General features: G+C 54.2%; 15 protein-coding genes. 8 read left to right on the forward strand and 7 right to left on the reverse strand.

The annotated features are described in order from the left end of the window. Positions 1-18 precede the first annotated feature (18 nt). Together ACUY4S_RS03560 and ACUY4S_RS03565 are read left to right on the forward strand one after the other, a co-directional pair. The gene (locus ACUY4S_RS03560) at positions 19-1,287 is read left to right on the forward strand and encodes an oligosaccharide MFS transporter (protein WP_312690843.1); all 1,269 of its coding nucleotides are present in this window, start codon (positions 19-21) and stop codon (positions 1,285-1,287) included. A 39-nt stretch (positions 1,288-1,326) separates the two neighbouring features. Beyond that, positions 1,327-2,517: a glycoside hydrolase family 88 protein gene (locus ACUY4S_RS03565; protein WP_458022529.1), complete on the forward strand. Its 1,191-nt coding sequence runs from the start codon at positions 1,327-1,329 to the stop codon at positions 2,515-2,517. A gap of 41 nt (positions 2,518-2,558) precedes the next feature. Here the strand turns inward: ACUY4S_RS03565 and ACUY4S_RS03570 are convergent, their stop codons facing one another. The 4 genes from ACUY4S_RS03570 to qseB all read right to left on the reverse strand — a co-directional run bounded on the left by ACUY4S_RS03570 (position 2,559) and on the right by qseB (position 5,598). Then, positions 2,559-2,873 (reverse strand): putative quinol monooxygenase, encoded by a 315-nt coding sequence (locus tag ACUY4S_RS03570; protein ID WP_312690841.1) that lies wholly within the window; start codon positions 2,871-2,873, stop codon positions 2,559-2,561. Positions 2,874-2,907: 34 nt separating this feature from the next. Then, positions 2,908-3,489: an NAD(P)H-dependent oxidoreductase gene (locus ACUY4S_RS03575; protein ID WP_312690840.1), complete on the reverse strand. Its 582-nt coding sequence runs from the start codon at positions 3,487-3,489 to the stop codon at positions 2,908-2,910. A 106-nt stretch (positions 3,490-3,595) separates the two neighbouring features. Next, positions 3,596-4,942, reverse strand: coding sequence for a quorum sensing histidine kinase QseC (qseC, locus tag ACUY4S_RS03580; RefSeq protein WP_458022528.1), 1,347 nt, complete (start codon positions 4,940-4,942; stop codon positions 3,596-3,598). Continuing rightward, on the reverse strand, positions 4,939-5,598 hold the full coding sequence (gene qseB / locus ACUY4S_RS03585; protein WP_312690838.1) for a quorum sensing response regulator transcription factor QseB: 660 nt from the start codon (positions 5,596-5,598) through the stop codon (positions 4,939-4,941). The genes qseC and qseB overlap by 4 nt, the downstream gene beginning before the upstream one ends. 148 nt (positions 5,599-5,746) lie before the next feature. Here qseB and ACUY4S_RS03590 point away from each other — a divergent pair, with 148 nt between their 5' ends. The 5 genes from ACUY4S_RS03590 to ACUY4S_RS03610 all read left to right on the forward strand — a co-directional run bounded on the left by ACUY4S_RS03590 (position 5,747) and on the right by ACUY4S_RS03610 (position 13,258). Then, positions 5,747-6,136, forward strand: coding sequence for a YgiW/YdeI family stress tolerance OB fold protein (locus tag ACUY4S_RS03590; protein WP_458022527.1), 390 nt, complete (start codon positions 5,747-5,749; stop codon positions 6,134-6,136). A 118-nt stretch (positions 6,137-6,254) separates the two neighbouring features. Continuing rightward, a complete protein-coding gene (gene parC / locus ACUY4S_RS03595; RefSeq protein ID WP_312690836.1) occupies positions 6,255-8,513 on the forward strand; it encodes a DNA topoisomerase IV subunit A in 2,259 nt (752 codons plus the stop codon). Positions 8,514-8,735: 222 nt separating this feature from the next. Then, on the forward strand, positions 8,736-9,473 hold the full coding sequence (plsC, locus tag ACUY4S_RS03600; protein ID WP_312690835.1) for a 1-acylglycerol-3-phosphate O-acyltransferase: 738 nt from the start codon (positions 8,736-8,738) through the stop codon (positions 9,471-9,473). Between the two features lie 72 nt (positions 9,474-9,545). After that, a complete protein-coding gene (ftsP, locus tag ACUY4S_RS03605) occupies positions 9,546-10,958 on the forward strand; it encodes a cell division protein FtsP (protein ID WP_312690834.1) in 1,413 nt (470 codons plus the stop codon). 122 nt (positions 10,959-11,080) lie between these two features. Then, on the forward strand, positions 11,081-13,258 hold the full coding sequence (locus tag ACUY4S_RS03610) for a YgiQ family radical SAM protein (RefSeq protein ID WP_312690833.1): 2,178 nt from the start codon (positions 11,081-11,083) through the stop codon (positions 13,256-13,258). Positions 13,259-13,307: 49 nt separating this feature from the next. Here the strand turns inward: ACUY4S_RS03610 and dkgA are convergent, their stop codons facing one another. Both dkgA and yqhD read right to left on the reverse strand, forming a co-directional pair. Then, the gene (gene dkgA, locus ACUY4S_RS03615; protein ID WP_458022526.1) at positions 13,308-14,135 is read right to left on the reverse strand and encodes a 2,5-didehydrogluconate reductase DkgA; all 828 of its coding nucleotides are present in this window, start codon (positions 14,133-14,135) and stop codon (positions 13,308-13,310) included. A gap of 102 nt (positions 14,136-14,237) precedes the next feature. Further along, positions 14,238-15,401 carry an alcohol dehydrogenase gene (gene yqhD / locus ACUY4S_RS03620; protein WP_312690831.1) on the reverse strand — a complete coding sequence of 388 codons (1,164 nt, stop codon included), beginning with the start codon at positions 15,399-15,401 and terminating at the stop codon, positions 14,238-14,240. 194 nt (positions 15,402-15,595) lie between these two features. Between yqhD and ACUY4S_RS03625 the strand changes: the two genes are divergently transcribed. Beyond that, positions 15,596-16,495: an AraC family transcriptional regulator gene (locus ACUY4S_RS03625; protein WP_312690830.1), complete on the forward strand. Its 900-nt coding sequence runs from the start codon at positions 15,596-15,598 to the stop codon at positions 16,493-16,495. Positions 16,496-16,533: 38 nt separating this feature from the next. On the opposite strand, the gene ACUY4S_RS03630 is transcribed toward ACUY4S_RS03625, so the two are convergent. Beyond that, positions 16,534-17,193 carry a DedA family protein gene (locus ACUY4S_RS03630; RefSeq protein ID WP_312690829.1) on the reverse strand — a complete coding sequence of 220 codons (660 nt, stop codon included), beginning with the start codon at positions 17,191-17,193 and terminating at the stop codon, positions 16,534-16,536. Positions 17,194-17,256 lie beyond the last annotated feature (63 nt).

Genomic DNA, 17,256 nt, shown 5'->3' on the forward strand with positions numbered 1-17,256 from the left:
CGCTTCGTCGAGGATAGTATGGAAAAGATCGCTATCAACACTAAAACCGAATATTACAAAATCAGTTCGTTTATATTCCTCTACTTTTTCACCTGGTCAGCAAGCATTGGTTTGCTGGCAATCTGGCTGGGGCAAAAGGCAAATCTTAGCGGTACGGTCATTGGTACCGTCTTTGCCGTTAACGGTATTTTTTCGGTGATCCTCAAACCGATTTATGGCTATATCCTGGATAAAATCGGCATGAGCAAATACCTGCTCTATTTTGTGGTGCTGATGTCAGCACTGATGGCACCGTTCTTTATTTATGTCTATCAGCCATTACTTATCTCCAATACCCTGTTGGGAATTGTTGTCGGGGCAATTTATTTAAGTTTTGCCTGGTATGCCGGGGTGGCGGCTTGTGAATCGTATACCGATCGCTACAGTCGGTTAAACGGTATGGAGTTCGGGCAAATTCGGATGTGGGGCTCACTCGGCTGGGCCGTGGCTTCTTCCTTTTCTGGCCTGCTGTTTAACCTCTCGCCGGCATATAACTTCATTATGGGATCGGTGGCCTCGCTCATTATGCTGGGGGTATTGCTAAGCCTGAAAGTGAATGTGCATGCAGCACATGCCGGCGAAGTGTTAGCAAAAGAGAAAATCGTGCCGGCAGATGTCTATGCATTACTCCGTAACCGCAAATTCTGGGCCTTCTGCCTGTATGTTGCTGGTGTGGCGTGGATGATGTTTATTGCTGAGCAACAGTTTTCACGGTATTTCGTCACCTTTTTCGATGATATTCACCAGGGGAATGCCGTATTCGGTTATCTGGGAACCGTTCAGTCTGGCATGGAATTCGTCATGTATATGGTGATCCCACTTTTCGTGAATTTCATAGGTGCCAAACGCGGCTTGCTAATTGTTGGCACGGTGGTGGGGGCGCGGTTGATTATTTCCGGATTATGCGAATCGCACCTGCTTATTTCTGTACTTAAACCATTGTACGGTCTGGAGATCTGCCTGCTGCTGGTTTCAGTCTTTAAATATATTGCCGAGCATTTTGATAAGCGTGTCAACGCCACCATGTATTTGCTCGGTTATCAGGCGATGCTGTACGTCGGTAATGTTGTGGTTTCTTCACCGGCCGGAATTTTGTATGACCGGATCGGCTTTGAACATACCTACATCATTATGGGAGGAATTGCGCTGCTGTTTACCCTGATTTCTTTCTTTACGTTATCTGCCTGCCAGAGCAAATGGCGTCACAACGGCCCGCTGGATATTGCGCGAAATAATGCGACACGTTAATGGCTGATCTTATTTTCTGTAAAAAGAAGGAACCGAAATATGTTAAGTAAAATCGTTGAGGAAACGTTACGCGACTATCCTGGCGCTGCGATTGATGTGCAGACCTTTAAAGATGAACTGGATTCCGCGCGGGCGCACACCCTTGAACTGATTCGCCGTCATTTAACGGAATTCGGTGATCGCTTTCCCGCCGAAACGTGTGTGCAAGGCTATTATCCTTTAACCGATAATATCGAGTGGACCACCAGTTTCTGGACCGGGCAATTATGGCTGGCGTGGGAAATGAGCGGAGATGAACAATTCCGCGCGCTGGCGGAACGCCATGTTCGTTCCTTTGGCATGCGTATTGCCGGACGGCATGACACTAACACCCATGATCTCGGCTTCTTATATACCCTCTCCTGTGTGGCGGGCTGGCGGCTGACCGGCAACCGCGACGCGCGCGGTTTCGCCTTGCTGGCGGCCGAGGCGCTGCTTGAGCGTTTCCATCAACAAGCGCAGATCATTCAGGCTTGGGGTGATCTGGCCGATCCCGAACAGGCGGGGCGCATGATCATCGACTGCAATATGAACCTGCCATTGCTCTATTGGGCGACGGAACAAACCGGGGATCGCCGTTTTGCCGACGCGGCAGTTGCCCACGTCAGACAAGCCGCGAAGTACCTTATCCGTGAAGATGCCTCGACGTTTCATACCTACTATATGGACGTACAAACCGGCGCACCCAGGTACGGTAACACCCAACAAGGCTATGCAGATGATTCCTGCTGGTCGCGGGGCCAGGCGTGGGGGATTTACGGTTTTCTGCTGAGCTTTATCTACACCGGCGATAAAGAGATGGTGGCGTTGTCGAAGCGACTGGCGAATTATTTTCTCAATCGTCTGCCAGAAGATGCGGTCTGCCACTGGGATCTGGCGCTGGTGGGCAGCGATGCGCTGCGCGACTCCTCTTCGGCGGCAATTGCCGTGTGCGGTTTGCTGGAGCTGATTAAGCACTTGCCGATCACTGACCCGGATCGCGCCCGTTACCAGCAGTGGGCCATGCAGATCATGTCATCGTTAGGCAAGCACTACCTGGCGGGCAAAAACGAGGCCACAAACGGGTTGCTCAAACACTCGGTATACCATTTATCGGGCAACAAAGGGGTGGATGAGTGTTGTAGCTGGGGGGACTATTTTTACGTGGAGGCGCTGGCGCGTTTTTCGCAAAGCTGGAAACTGTACTGGTAAGCGAGGCATTCCCTCTCCCGTCAGGGAGAGGGCAGAGAAACTCACAGACCCGGTTCGAGAATACGGATATGGGTTTCCAGAACATCCCCTTTTACAGCTTCACTCCACGCCTTCATGTGTGGCGTTTGCAGGTGTGCTTCAAGGTGAGCCACGCTTTCCCACATTTCGACCATTGTGATGGAGTCCGGCGCGGTGGCCTGAAAGCTAACGTCCGCCGCATGATCGACCAGCGGCGCATAGCCGTGGCAACCCTCTTCCTGCAACACCACCGGCACAATCTTCGCGAACTGATCGAGTACCGCCTGGCGGTGATGCTGACCTGGACGGGTACGGATTTCTGCAATTACTGTCAACATGATTTCACTACTCCCTTTAGATCCAGCTTCACAGTTAAGCAAAAATCTCGGCTAGATGCTTGCGATATTCTGCTACGGAACGCGGGACATCCGGCATTTTGATCACATCGTTCGTAATAAAGGTGGGCAGCGCATCCATACCCAGGAACTGGTTAGCTTTATGGAACGGCAGATAAACCCCATCGACTCCTACGCCATGAAAAAATTGCGCTTTATCGGTAAAGGCTTCCATTGGCGCATTCCACGTCAGCGACAACATATAAGTCTTGCCCTGCAGCAACCCGCCGGAACCGTATTTCTTCGAGGCGTCTGAACGTGTGCGGCCATCGCTGGCATACAGCGAACCGTGGCCTTCAGTGAACACATCATCCATATATTTTTTTACCGTCCATGGGGCACCCATCCACCAGCCAGGCATTTGCCAGATCAGGGTGTCGGCCCACAGGAAATTTTGCACTTCTGCTTTCACGTCATAGTCACTGTCGGCACGTACGGTACGGACATCGTGCCCGAGGTCGCGCAGAAAACTCTCCGCGACTTCGGTCAGGGTATCGTTGAGTTGACCATTGGAGTGGGCAAATTTCTTCGCGCCATTGATAATCAGAATATTGCTCATGAGAATTCCTCAAGTAAAAGTCTTTGCCGCTTATGTTACGCCTAACGATAGGGCTGTTTAATTGGCAAAATGTGCAAAGACTTTTGCTTTCAGAGCAATAATTAAGCTACCAGCGTACCTGTGCCATGAACCCGCCTTGCGGATGGTTGCCAAACGTCACCGTCATCTGATGCAGCCTGGCGATACGCTGCACAATCGACAAACCCAGCCCGCTACCCGTTTCTGTTTGCCCTGGCGGGCGGTAAAAACGTTCCCCTACGCGTGCCAGCGCTTCATCGCTAATACCGGGGCCATTATCCCGCACGCTGAACCCATTCGCGTCCTGTGTGACATCCACCGTGCTGCCCGGCGGGCTATAGCGAATGGCATTATCCAGCAGGTTACGCACCAGCAGACTCAGCAATAGCGGCTGCGCCTGACGGCTGACGGACGCCACGTGAAGATGCAAACGGACCTCAATGCCTGACTGCTGTGCAGGCAGGTAACTGTCCATCACAGCCGATTGCAGTAATGCAGCCAGCGGGACGGTTTCAATATCATCAAGGTTATTCAGCGAGTCCAGTCGGGAAAGGGTCAGTAACTGCTCCACCAGGCGGCTGGCGCGATCGATACCCACATGCAACTGGCGAAGCGCTTTTCCCCGGGCCTGCGGATCGTCGTCCGAAAGCTGGGCAACTTCGGTCTGCACTTTCAGGGCCGCAAGCGGGCTACGAAGTTCGTGGGCGGCATCCGAGGTAAAACGCCGTTCACGCCGCATCATGGTGAGAGTACGGGCAAATAACTGGTTGAGTGACTCCACCAACGGGCGTACTTCACCCGGTACGCCTGCGGTACTGAGCGGTTCAGCACTTTCAGGCGCGCGCCGTTTGAGGGCCTGCGCCAGTTTTTCCAGCGGGCGCAGTTCAAGACTCAGCAGCACAATCAGCAAGATAAGCATCAACGGCAGTGCGACCAGCCACGGTGTAAGCTGCGACGTGATAATGTCCAGCGCCATCTCCTGGCGGTAGTCCCACTCCTGGCCCACGACAATGCGAAAGCGCGTATCTTCGGCGGTCAGCCACAGAAAGCGCCATTTGTCATCATCATCACGCAGATGACCATTATCAAAACCGTCGCGGTGATAGTCATAAACAATGTCTTTACCATTTTCGCCATCGTTGAGCAGCATTTTGCCATCAGTGGAATAGATGGCGAACGCCAGCGCGTCATCATCAAGATGCCCGTGTTTCAGCTTTTGATGGGTGAGCTGCGGCGCGGTTTTTTTTAACTGATCAAACTCCATCACGCTCAGCCGTTTGGCGAACAGCATTTGTTGCGTGTCGAACAGCTTATCGAGCTTATCGCGGGTTTGCTGCCAGGCCACAACGCTGGCGCACAGCCAGGCCGCCATCGACAACAATAAAAACAGCAGTGTCAGGCGCAAACGCAGGCTTAACTGGCGAAACTGTTTCATGCGTCTCCCAACGTATAACCGATACCGTGAACGGTACGAATGAAAGCGGTACCCAATTTGCGTCGCAGATGATGCACATGCACTTCTACGGCGTTACTGGTGACGTCATCATCCCAGTTATAGAGTTTTTCTTCGATTAACTGACGCGGCAGTACACGCCCGACGTTGCGCAGTAGTAGCTCCAGCAGGGCAAATTCTTTCGGTTTAAGCTGTAGGGGGGCACCATCCAGCGTGGCGACATGGCTTACCGGATCCAGCATCACTTCACCGTGGCTGAGTGTACTTTGCGTTTGACCGTGGGTACGACGAACCAGCACTTCCAGCCTCGCAGCGACCTCGATAAGCGCAAAGGGTTTGCACAAGTAATCATCGGCGCCCAGACGCAGGCCTTCGACACGTTGATTAATGGCGTCGCGTGCGGTGAGGATCAGCACCGGCTCGACCCGTTTTTGGCTGCGCCAGTCGCGCAGAATATCCAGCCCATCTATACCCGGTAGCGTTAAGTCGAGGATCACGGCATCGTAAGGGGCGGTAAACAGTGCGGCTTTCCCCTGTTTGCCGTCAGTAAACCAGTCGATGCTAAATCCCTTTTTGCTCAACCCGGCTTTGATCCCATCGCCGATGAGCGTGTCGTCCTCGATCAGTAAAATACGCACAACGCCTCCGTTTCCTCTCGCTTTTATGGCAATAAAACCGCTGACAGCGGGCAATGTACAGCAAAAAAATTATCTTTGTACCCTTTAAGAAATCGTTAAGAACTGTCGGGTTAAATGGTCGCAAACCACAGGAAAAAGGGAGAAGAAAATGAAAAAGACAGCGGCAATCCTTGCTGTACTCGCCATATGTTCCGCGCCGGCTTTCGCCGCAAACCAGGGCGGTTTTACCGGGCCGGCAACCACGCAACAGAGCGGCGGATTCACCGGGCCAGACGGCAGCAAAGCCACCGTCGAAAGCGCAAAATCGTTGCGTGATGATGCCTGGGTAACGCTGCGCGGTAATATTGTTGAGCGCGTCTCTGATGAAACCTATTTATTCAAGGATGCGACCGGCACCATAAATGTTGATATCAACCGTAAGCGCTGGAACGGCGTTACCGTAGGACCGCAGGATACGGTTGAGATCCAGGGGGAAGTGGATAAAGACTGGAACTCGGTAGAAATCGACGTCAAAGAGATACGTAAAGTCGCGCAGTAAGCAGCGATAACGTGTGAAAAAATCGCGCATCGCTATGACTCCTCGCCGCAGATAAGGTAGTATCTGCGGCAATATTGCCGCCGTACAGGCTGGCGCATATGTTGAGGAATCACGATTAATGAGCGATATGGCAGAGCGCCTTGCGCTGCATGAATTTACGGAAAACGCCTACCTGAACTACTCCATGTACGTCATCATGGATCGTGCGTTGCCGTTTATCGGTGATGGCCTGAAACCTGTTCAGCGCCGCATCGTTTACGCAATGTCTGAACTGGGGCTGAACGCCAGCGCCAAGTTCAAAAAATCGGCCCGTACCGTGGGTGACGTTTTGGGTAAATATCACCCGCATGGCGACAGTGCCTGTTACGAAGCTATGGTGCTGATGGCGCAGCCGTTCTCCTACCGTTATCCGCTGGTTGATGGCCAGGGTAACTGGGGTGCGCCGGATGATCCCAAGTCCTTCGCCGCCATGCGTTATACCGAATCCCGCCTGTCGAAATACGCCGAGTTACTGCTGAGCGAACTGGGCCAGGGCACCGTTGACTGGGTGCCGAACTTCGACGGTACGCTGCAGGAGCCGAAAATGCTGCCTGCGCGTCTGCCGAACATTTTGCTGAACGGCACCACCGGTATTGCGGTGGGGATGGCGACAGATATTCCGCCGCATAACTTGCGTGAAGTCGCCAATGCGGCCATTACCCTGATTGAACAACCAAAAACCACCCTCGACCAGTTGCTGGATATCGTGCAGGGGCCGGATTATCCGACCGAAGCGGAAATCATCACTTCGCGCGCGGAAATCCGCAAAATCTACCAGAACGGTCGCGGGTCGGTGCGCATGCGCGCCGTATGGAAAAAAGAAGATGGCGCGGTGGTGATTACAGCTCTGCCTCACCAGGTTTCCGGCGCGCGTGTGCTGGAACAAATCGCCGCGCAAATGCGCAATAAAAAGTTGCCGATGGTCGATGATCTGCGTGATGAGTCAGATCATGAAAACCCGACGCGTCTGGTGATCGTGCCGCGCTCCAATCGTGTTGATATGGAACAGGTGATGAACCATCTGTTTGCCACGACCGATCTGGAAAAAAGCTACCGTATTAACCTCAATATGATCGGTCTGGATGGGCGCCCGGCGGTGAAAAATCTGCTGGAGATCCTCACCGAATGGCTGACGTTCCGCCGTGATACGGTGCGCCGCCGCCTCAATCATCGTCTGGATAAAGTGCTCAAGCGCCTGCATATCCTTGAAGGTTTGCTGGTCGCGTTCCTCAATATCGACGAAGTGATTGAGATTATCCGTACTCAGGATGAGCCGAAGCCAGCCCTGATGTCGCGTTTCGGCATCAGTGAAACCCAGGCTGAAGCGATCCTGGAGTTAAAACTGCGCCATCTCGCCAAACTGGAAGAGATGAAAATCCGTGGTGAGCAGGACGAGCTGGCGAAAGAGCGCGATCAACTGCAGGCGATCCTCGCTTCCGAGCGCAAGATGAACAACCTGCTGAAAAAAGAGCTGCAGGCTGATGCCGATGCATTTGGTGATGATCGTCGCTCCCCACTGCATGAGCGCGAAGAAGCCAAAGCGATGAACGAGCACGATATGCTGCCGTCAGAGCCAGTGACCATTGTGCTGTCGCAAATGGGCTGGGTGCGTAGCGCCAAAGGCCACGATATCGACGCGCAAGGGCTGAGCTATAAAGCGGGCGATAGCTGGAAAGCGTCGGCAAAAGGCAAGAGCAATCAGCCGGTGGTGTTTATTGATACCACCGGACGCAGTTATGCCATTGACCCGATTACGCTGCCTTCTGCCCGTGGCCAGGGCGAGCCGTTAACCGGCAAACTGACGCTGCCGCCAGGTGCGACCGTTGAACATATGGTCATGAGCAACGAGGAGCAGAAACTGCTGATGGCCTCCGATGCAGGTTATGGTTTTGTCTGCACCTTTAACGACTTAGTGGCACGTAACCGCGCCGGTAAAACGTTGATTAGCCTGCCGGATAACGCCAAGGTCATGCCACCGCTGGAGATCCACAACGACGACGATATGCTGCTGGCCATTACCACGGCCGGTCGCATGTTAATGTTCCCGGTTAGCGATCTGCCGCAGTTGTCGAAAGGTAAGGGCAACAAGATCATTGGGATCCCGTCTGCAGATGCGGTCAGCGGTGCCGATGGACTTGCACACCTCTATCTGCTGCCGCCGCAGAGTACGCTGACCATTCACGTGGGTAAACGCAAAATCAAACTGCGTCCTGAAGAGCTGCAAAAAGTGCAGGGCGAACGCGGGCGTCGCGGTACGCTGATGCGTGGCTTGCAGCGTATCGATCGCGTTGAGATTGATTCCCCTTCACGCCCGGGCGCGGGCGACAGCGAAGAGTAATCTGCCTGAGCGTGTCCCTGTCCGTCGCGGGGACACGTTTCTCATTAAAATTTCCCGTAAAAGCGTTGTTAATTCGGCAATTGCGATTAACAATACGCTTTTTTAAAGGCCGCATAACACAAAAGCCCAGGCCAGTTGCTGGCTCATCGTGGCGCCGCCAGCCCCAGCATAATGCCGCTGGCGTGTATATAATGCTCAAAGGTATGGGCTTCAGAGGTCGCTATGCTATTCATTTTTCGCGTAATAATTGTCGTTATTTATTCCATTCTGGTGTGTCTATTCGGCTCCATTTACTGCCTGTTCAGTCCGCGTAACCCGAAACATGTCGCCACCTTCGGTCATATGTTTGGTCGCCTGGCACCGGTGTTTGGCCTGAAAGTGGAACTCCGCCTGCCGCCGGATGCTGACAAGTTTGGTAACGCTATCTATATCGCTAACCATCAGAACAATTACGACATGGTAACGGCGTCCAGTATTGTGCTGCCGCCAACCGTGACTGTGGGTAAAAAGAGCCTGTTGTGGATCCCCTTTTTCGGCCAGCTTTACTGGCTGACCGGCAACCTGCTTATCGATCGTAATAACCGTGCTAAAGCGCATGGCACCATTGCCGAAGTGGTGAAGCAGATCCAGAAACGGAATATCTCTATCTGGATGTTCCCGGAAGGCACCCGTAGCCGTGGCCGTGGTCTGTTGCCGTTCAAAACCGGCGCGTTCCACGCTGCAATTGCTGCCGGTGTGCCGATCATTCCGGTCTGCGTCTCTAATACGTCGAACAAGATCAACCTTAACCGCCTGCGTAACGGGCTGGTGATTGTTGAGATGCTGCCGCCTGTGGATGTTTCCCGGTTCGGTAAAGATCAGGTGCGTGAGTTATCCACCCATTGCCGTGAACTGATGGCGAAGAAAATTGAAGAGCTCGATAAAGAAGTGGCTGAGCGTGAAGCCGCCGGTCGGGTTTAACCTGTTGTTGTCAACCAAGACCGCAGGCAGTGATGCCTGCGGCGCATTGAGTCAGTGTTACACGGAGCAATTATGTCACTCAGTCGGCGTCAGTTTATTCAGGCATCCGGAGTTGCGCTATGTGCAGGTGCGGTGCCGCTGAGGGCAAATGCCGCCGGGCAGCAACCGCCATTACCCGTTCCTCCTCTTTTAGAATCCCGTCGCGGCCAGCCGCTTTTTCTCACTTTGCAACGTGCGCACTGGTCATTTGCCACCGGCACGCGCGCCCAGGTGATGGGGATTAACGGGCGTTATCTCGGGCCAACCATTCGCGTGTGGAACGGGGATGACGTCAAACTGATTTACAGCAACCGACTGGCGGAAAACGTGGCGATGACCGTCAGCGGTCTGCAAGTGCCTGGCCCGTTGATTGGCGGCGCGGCGCGCATGATGACGGCCAATAATGACTGGGCACCGGTGCTGCCAATCCGGCAGAGCGCCGCAACGCTGTGGTACCACGCCAATACCCCAAACCGCACCGCACAGCAGGTCTATGGTGGCCTGGCGGGGATGTGGCTGGTAGAGGATGACATCAGTAAATCGCTGCCGATCCCTAATCACTACGGTGTGGATGATTTCCCGGTCATTATTCAGGACAAACGGCTGGATAACTTCGGTACGCCGGAATATAGCGAACCGGGCAGCGGCGGCTTTGTTGGCGACACACTGATGGTCAACGGCGCGCAAAGTCCGTATGTGGAAGTGTCTCGCGGTTGGGTGCGTTTGCGCCTGCTGAATGCCTCTAACTCCCGCCGTTATCAGTTACAAATGAGCGACGGCCGTGCACTGCATGTTATTGCGGGCGATCAGGGGCTTCTGCCGTCGCCGGTATCGGTTAAACAATTGTCACTGGCTCCGGGCGAACGCCGCGAAGTGCTGGTGGATATGACCAATGGTGATGAAGTTTCGATCACCTGCGGCGAAGCCGCGAGCATTATGGACCGGTTGCGTGGCCTCTTTGAACCCTCCAGCATTCTGATCTCAACGCTGGTGCTGACGTTGCGCCCAACCGGGTTGCTGCCGCTGGTCACCGATACACTGCCGATGCGTCTGTTGCCATCCGATATTATGACCGGCACGCCGACGCGTAGCCGCGATATTACCCTCGGCAGCGATCCAGGTATTAATGGTCAGTTGTGGGATACGCAGCGTATTGATATCACCACCCAGCAGGGGACCTGGGAGCGCTGGACCGTACGCGCCGAAATGCCGCAGTCGTTCCATATGGAAGGCGTCATGTTCCAGGTGCGCAATGTCAATGGCGCCATGCCATTCCCGGAAGACAGAGGCTGGAAAGATACCGTCTGGATCGATGGGCAGGTCGAATTGCTGGTGTGGTTCGGTCAACCGTCATGGCCGCATTTCCCGTTCCAGTACCAGAGCCAGACGCTGGAGATGAGCGACCGTGGTTCGGTGGGGCAGTTGCTGGTCAATCCGGCGCCATAAATACCCGATGCCTGATGGCGCGACGCGCCTCAGGCCTTGACAAAATCCCCCTTCATTTCATGCAGGCTTACGGCGTATAATCGCCGCCCTTTGATTATTTTTTTACCATTTCTGGAAGCAACATGAGCGCAATATCCCTGATCCAACCGGATCGTGACCTTTTCTCCTGGCCCCAATATTGGGCTGCCTGCTTCGGTCCGGCGCCGTTTTTGCCGATGTCGCGCGAAGAGATGGATCAACTTGGCTGGGATAGCTGCGACATTATTCTGGTGACGGGCGATGCTTACGTCGATCACCCAAGCTTCGGGATGGCCATTTGCGGGCGCATGCTGGAAGCGCAGGGCTTCCGCGTCGGGATCATTGCGCAGCCGGACTGGAACAGCAAAGACGATTTTATGCGTCTGGGGAAACCGAATCTGTTCTTCGGCGTTACCGCAGGCAATATGGATTCGATGATCAACCGTTACACCGCCGATCGTAAGCTGCGTCACGATGATGCCTACACCCCGGATAACGTCGCGGGTAAACGCCCGGATCGCGCCACGCTGGTTTACACCCAGCGTTGTAAAGAGGCGTGGAAAGATGTACCGGTGATCCTGGGCGGTATCGAAGCCAGTCTGCGTCGAACCGCGCATTATGATTACTGGTCTGATACGGTGCGCCGCTCGGTATTGATCGATGCGAAAGCCGATATGCTGATGTTTGGCAATGGCGAACGTCCACTGGTGGAAGTGGCTCATCGCCTGGCTGCTGGTGAGCCGATCGCCACCATCCGCGATGTGCGCAACACGGCAATTATTGTTAAAGAAGCGCTGCCGGGCTGGAGCGGTGTGGATTCCACCCGTATCGACACCCCGGGTAAAATCGATCCGATCCCGCATCCCTATGGTGAAGATCTACCCTGTGCAGACAACAAACCCGTGGAGCCGCAGGCGCAGGAGGCCAAACGTGTTACCGTACAGCCGCCGCGTCCGAAACCGTGGGAAAAGACATACGTGCTGTTGCCTTCTTTTGAGAAGGTGAAAAGCGACAAAGTCCTCTATGCGCATGCGTCACGTATTTTGCACCATGAAACGAACCCCGGCTGTGCCCGTGCGCTGTTGCAAAAGCATGGCGATCGTTATATCTGGATCAACCCGCCTGCCATTCCGCTCTCTACCGAAGAGATGGACAGTGTCTTTGCGCTGCCTTATCAGCGCGTGCCGCACCCGTCATACGGCAAGAGCCGGATCCCGGCTTATGAGATGATCCGTTTCTCCATCAATATCATGCGCGGCTGTTTTGGCGGCTGCTCCTTCTGTTCGATCACTGAGCATGAAGGGCGCATTATTCAAAGCCGTTCCGAAGATTCGATCATTAATGAGATCGAAGCCATCCGCGACACGGTACCGGGCTTTACCGGCGTGATTTCCGATTTGGGCGGCCCGACCGCTAACATGTATATGTTGCGTTGCAAATCGCCGCGAGCGGAGCAAACGTGCCGCCGTCTCTCTTGTGTCTACCCGGATATCTGTCCGCATATGGATACCAACCACCAGCCGACGATCAACCTCTATCGCCGTGCGCGCGATCTGAAAGGCATCAAGAAGATCCTGATCGCCTCTGGCGTGCGTTACGATCTGGCGGTGGAAGATCCGCGCTATGTGAAAGAGCTGGCGACACACCATGTGGGTGGCTATCTGAAGATTGCGCCAGAGCATACGGAAGAGGGGCCACTGTCGAAGATGATGAAGCCGGGCATGGGCAGCTATGACCGTTTCAAGCAGCTGTTTGATACCTATTCGAAAGAAGCGGGTAAAGAGCAGTATCTGATCCCGTACTTTATCTCCGCGCATCCTGGCACGCGTGACGAGGACATGGTTAACCTGGCGCTGTGGCTGAAGCGCCACCGTTTCCGCCTCGATCAGGTGCAAAACTTCTACCCGTCGCCGCTGGCTAACTCAACGACCATGTATTACACCGGCAAAAACCCACTGTCGAAGATTGGTTACAAGAGCGAAGACGTAGTGGTGCCCAAAGGGGATAAACAACGCCGCCTGCACAAAGCGCTGCTGCGTTACCATGATCCGGCAAACTGGCCGCTGCTGCGCCAGGCGCTGGAAGCGATGGGTAAGAAGCACCTGATTGGCTCGCGCCGCGAATGCCTGGTGCCTGCGCCAACGCTGGATGAAATGCGCGAAGCACGTCGCCAGAACCGCCAGGCACAGCCCGCTCTCACCCGGCACGCACCGATTGCGCACCAACGCAGTAACGGTAAAACTGCTGCACCGGTGAAGAAAAAAGCCACGCGGGTACGTTAAGAAAAAATGCCTGGTGACGACCAGGCATTTTTTTGTGGCGAATGGAGGTTTAGCCGCCGAACTGATCCGGGTCCGGCCCCAGGCGTTTCCCTTCATCCAGTTTGGCGATTTCTGCCAGTTCATCTTTATCGAGACGGAAGTCCCAGACATCAAAGTTCTCGGCAATACGCGACGGCGTGACAGATTTCGGGATCACCACCAGTCCATTATCAAGGTGCCAGCGGATCACCACCTGCGCCGGGGTTTTGCCATATTTATCCGCCAGTTCGCGAATGATTTTCTGATCGAATACGCCTTCGCCGCCCTGCGCCAGCGGGCTCCAGGACTCGGTCTGGATTTTGTGCGTGGCATTCCAGGCATGCAACTGACGTTGCTGCATCAGGGGGTGCAGCTCGATTTGGTTAATCGCCGGGGCAACACTGGTTTCGTCGATCAGCCGCTGCAAATGAGGGATCTGGAAATTGCACACGCCGATACTTTTTGCCAGTCCCTGTTGTTGCAACGCAATCATGCCTTTCCATGCTTCGACATAATGATCGATAGCTGGCACCGGCCAGTGCATCAGGTAGAGGTCAACGTAGTCGAGCTGCAGTTTTTCCAGGCTCTCCTTCAACGCCTCTGCCGGGCGTTGCTGATCGTCGTTCCACAGCTTAGTGGTAATGAAGAGTTCATCACGCGCCACGCCAGCACTGGCTAAGGCTTTGCCAACACCCTCTTCATTCTTGTAGGCCGCGGCCGTATCAATAGAACGGTAGCCAACGTCCAGAGCCTTATGAATAGCGCCAACCACTTCCTCGTTGCCCGCTTTCCACACGCCCAGACCCAGTTGTGGCATCAGGCTGCCATCGGAAAGCTTAATCACGGTGGGATGTGTCATGCATTTCTCCTTTTAATAGGCTTACCGGGACAGGCCCGGTAAGGTGATGTGCATTAAGTGTGGTCGAAAAAATCAAAAACGAAAGCTGTTGCCGGGCTGGTCTTAACGCGCCGCTTCGTAGATGCGACGGCTGACTTCCAGCGTAATATCCTGATGTTCGCCCAGCTGTGTCATGCCGTGCTCTTCCAGTTTAGCCAGCAGGGCAGGAATGGAACTCCCATCCAGACCGTAACCAGACAGACGTGTCGGCACACCCATACGCTCAAAAAAGTTACGCGTCGCGTCAATGGCTGCATCAATACGCGCGTCCTCTGAACCTTCAGTGATGTTCCACACGCGTTCGGCGTACTGCAGCAGTTTGGCGCGTTTGGTGTCGCGTTTTTCATTCCACAATGCCGGCAGCACCACGGCCAGTGTTTGTGCATGGTCAAGACCGTGCATCGCGGTCAGTTCATGGCCTAGCATATGTGTGGCCCAGTCCTGCGGTACGCCTGCACCAATCAGGCCATTCAGTGCCTGGGTGGCGGCCCACATCACGTTAGCCCGCACGTCGTAATTTTCCGGTTCTTGCAGCGCTTTCGGGCCTTCTTCTACCAGCGTCAGCAGAATACCTTCGGCGAAACGATCCTGAATTTTGCCATTGACCGGGTAAGTGACGTACTGCTCAACGGTATGGACGAAGGCATCGACCACCCCATTAGCCACCTGGCGCGGCGGCAGGGTGTAGGTATAGACCGGATCCAATACTGCAAAAACGGGCTGGACAAAGGGGGAGTGAAACGCCTGTTTGTCACCGGTGGTTTTACGTGAAACGACAGCGCCCGCATTGGACTCGGAGCCGGTGGCCGGCAGCGTCAGTACGGAGCCCATCGGGATCGCGCTGTGGATTTCGCTACCGCGTGTTTGCAGAATATGCCATGGATCGATACCGTCGGCGTAGTGCGCCGCAGCGGCAATAAATTTGGTGCCGTCGAGGACGGAACCACCGCCAACCGCCAACAGGAAATTGATATTTTCATCGCGAACCAGAGTGACCGCTTTCATTAGCGTTTCATAGGTTGGGTTTGGTTCAATCCCGCTGAATTCACGCACGTCCAGACCTTCCAGCGCGCTGTAGACCTGATCCAGTACGCCATTTTTCTTTACGCTGCCGCCGCCGTAAGTGATCAATACACGTGCATTGGCCGGAATTTGTTCGCGCAGGTTGGCAATCGCGCCTTTACCAAACAGGATGCGGGTCGGGGTATGCAGATTAAAATTATTCATTGCTCGTTCCCTTCTTAATGGGTGAAAGACAGTAGGGCAGCAGAGTGCCTGATGGGAAGTATTGTGGGCGCGGGGGGAAGAACGCTCAATGCACATTCCTGCCGATGTATTGCCTGTTTCTCTTTATGGCTGGAGAAAAAGCGTAAAAATTTGCACACTGTAGCGGTCGAAATGCCTTGCCGGAGTGGCGAAAAATGAACCGTGAATTGATTTGTCAGCAGCTTACTGAAAAAATTAAACGACTGAAAGTAAATGAAAATAAGCTCAATATTCTGCTGCCGGATATTCGCCTGATGTACGGTACACAACCGGGAACACGCACACCGGTAATGTACCAGCCCGGCATCGTTTTTCTCTTCTCTGGTCACAAAATTGGTTATATCAATGAACGCATCTTCCGTTATGACACCAACGAATACTTGCTACTGACGGTACCGCTGCCGTTCGAATGTGAGACTTTCGCTTCGCCGGAGGTACCACTGGCAGGCATCCGTTTGAACGTCGATATCCTGCAATTGCAGGAGCTGTTGATGGATATTGGCGAGGATGAACACTTTCGCCCGGATGTCGCCGCGAGCGGGATTAACTCTGCAATTTTATCAGAAGAGATCCTGTGTGCTGCCGAACGCCTGTTGGATGTGATGGAACGCCCGCTGGACGCGCGAATCCTGGGTAAGCAGATTATCCGCGAGATGCTGTATCACGTGCTGACCGGGCCGCGCGGCGGGGCGTTGCTGGCGCTGGTCAGTCGTCAGACTCACTTCAGCCTGATTAGTCGGGTATTGAAGCGCATTGAAAGCCAGTACACCGAAAATCTCAGCGTCGACCAACTGGCGGCGGAAGCCAATATGAGCGTCTCTGCGTTTCACCATAACTTTAAGTCGGTCACCAGCACGTCGCCGTTGCAGTACCTGAAAACGTACCGTTTGCATAAAGCACGCATGTTGATGGTACATGATGGTATGAAAGCGGGAGCTGCAGCCATGCGCGTGGGGTATGAGAGCCCGTCGCAGTTCAGCCGCGAATTTAAACGCTACTTTGGCCTAACGCCGGGAGAAGATGTGGCAAGAATAAGGATGATTCAGGGAAGCTAATTGGTTGTCCCTCTCCGTCAAGAAGAGGGACACATGCATCAGGCGCTGCAATACTTTTTCTTCAGAACAACCGCTACTGTGCCAACCAGCCCGGCAACCAGCAGGAACAGGGGCAGGATCATCAGAAAGGTCATGACCTGGTCTTCATGCCGTTTGACAAAGGGGATCATGCTAATGGCATAGCCCAGCGAGGTGACTACGCCGACCCACAGCAGCGCGCTCAGCCAGTTGAAGAACTGGAAGCGGCGGTTCGACAGACCAGAAATGCCCGCCATGGTTGGCAACAGCGTACGCACAAACGCCAGAAAACGCCCTGCCAGCAGCGCCAGCAAACCGTGACGGTCAAACATGCAGGTTGCGCGCTCATGATATTTGACCGGCAACTGCGATAGCCAGCTTTTCACTACCCGCGTATTGCCCAGCCATCTGCCCTGCAGATAGCTCAGCCAGCAGCCAAGGCTGGCTGCAGAGGTGAGGATAACCAGCGTCGAGACAAAATCCATGCAGCCGCGCGCGATTAACGCCCCGGCCAGCAGCAGTAAACTGTCACCCGGTAAAAATGACGCAGGAAGTAAGCCATTTTCGAGAAAAAGCGTGGCAAACATCACTAAATAAACGACACCCACAACGTGTGGATTAGCCAGCGCAGCAAAGTCGTGATGCCAGAGCGCAGCAATAATATCTTGAATAACAGCCATGGACTTTCCTGTGGTACCGCGTAGAGGAGGCTATTGTACTCCAACTCGCCAAAAACACCTTGA

It is taken from the genome of Kosakonia beeri, from assembly GCF_054165705.1.

What these genes read in the sequence shown, in the direction of transcription:
- ACUY4S_RS03560 (WP_312690843.1), top strand. Translation starts at nt 19, where the DNA reads ATGGAAAAGATCGCTATCAACACTAAAACCGAATATTACAAAATCAGT.
- ACUY4S_RS03565 (WP_458022529.1), top strand. Translation starts at nt 1,327, where the DNA reads ATGTTAAGTAAAATCGTTGAGGAAACGTTACGCGACTATCCTGGCGCT.
- ACUY4S_RS03570 (WP_312690841.1), bottom strand. Translation starts at nt 2,873, where the DNA reads ATGTTGACAGTAATTGCAGAAATCCGTACCCGTCCAGGTCAGCATCAC.
- ACUY4S_RS03575 (WP_312690840.1), bottom strand. Translation starts at nt 3,489, where the DNA reads ATGAGCAATATTCTGATTATCAATGGCGCGAAGAAATTTGCCCACTCC.
- qseC (WP_458022528.1), bottom strand. Translation starts at nt 4,942, where the DNA reads ATGAAACAGTTTCGCCAGTTAAGCCTGCGTTTGCGCCTGACACTGCTG.
- ACUY4S_RS03590 (WP_458022527.1), top strand. Translation starts at nt 5,747, where the DNA reads ATGAAAAAGACAGCGGCAATCCTTGCTGTACTCGCCATATGTTCCGCG.
- parC (WP_312690836.1), top strand. Translation starts at nt 6,255, where the DNA reads ATGAGCGATATGGCAGAGCGCCTTGCGCTGCATGAATTTACGGAAAAC.
- plsC (WP_312690835.1), top strand. Translation starts at nt 8,736, where the DNA reads ATGCTATTCATTTTTCGCGTAATAATTGTCGTTATTTATTCCATTCTG.
- ftsP (WP_312690834.1), top strand. Translation starts at nt 9,546, where the DNA reads ATGTCACTCAGTCGGCGTCAGTTTATTCAGGCATCCGGAGTTGCGCTA.
- ACUY4S_RS03610 (WP_312690833.1), top strand. Translation starts at nt 11,081, where the DNA reads ATGAGCGCAATATCCCTGATCCAACCGGATCGTGACCTTTTCTCCTGG.
- dkgA (WP_458022526.1), bottom strand. Translation starts at nt 14,135, where the DNA reads ATGACACATCCCACCGTGATTAAGCTTTCCGATGGCAGCCTGATGCCA.
- yqhD (WP_312690831.1), bottom strand. Translation starts at nt 15,401, where the DNA reads ATGAATAATTTTAATCTGCATACCCCGACCCGCATCCTGTTTGGTAAA.
- ACUY4S_RS03625 (WP_312690830.1), top strand. Translation starts at nt 15,596, where the DNA reads ATGAACCGTGAATTGATTTGTCAGCAGCTTACTGAAAAAATTAAACGA.
- ACUY4S_RS03630 (WP_312690829.1), bottom strand. Translation starts at nt 17,193, where the DNA reads ATGGCTGTTATTCAAGATATTATTGCTGCGCTCTGGCATCACGACTTT.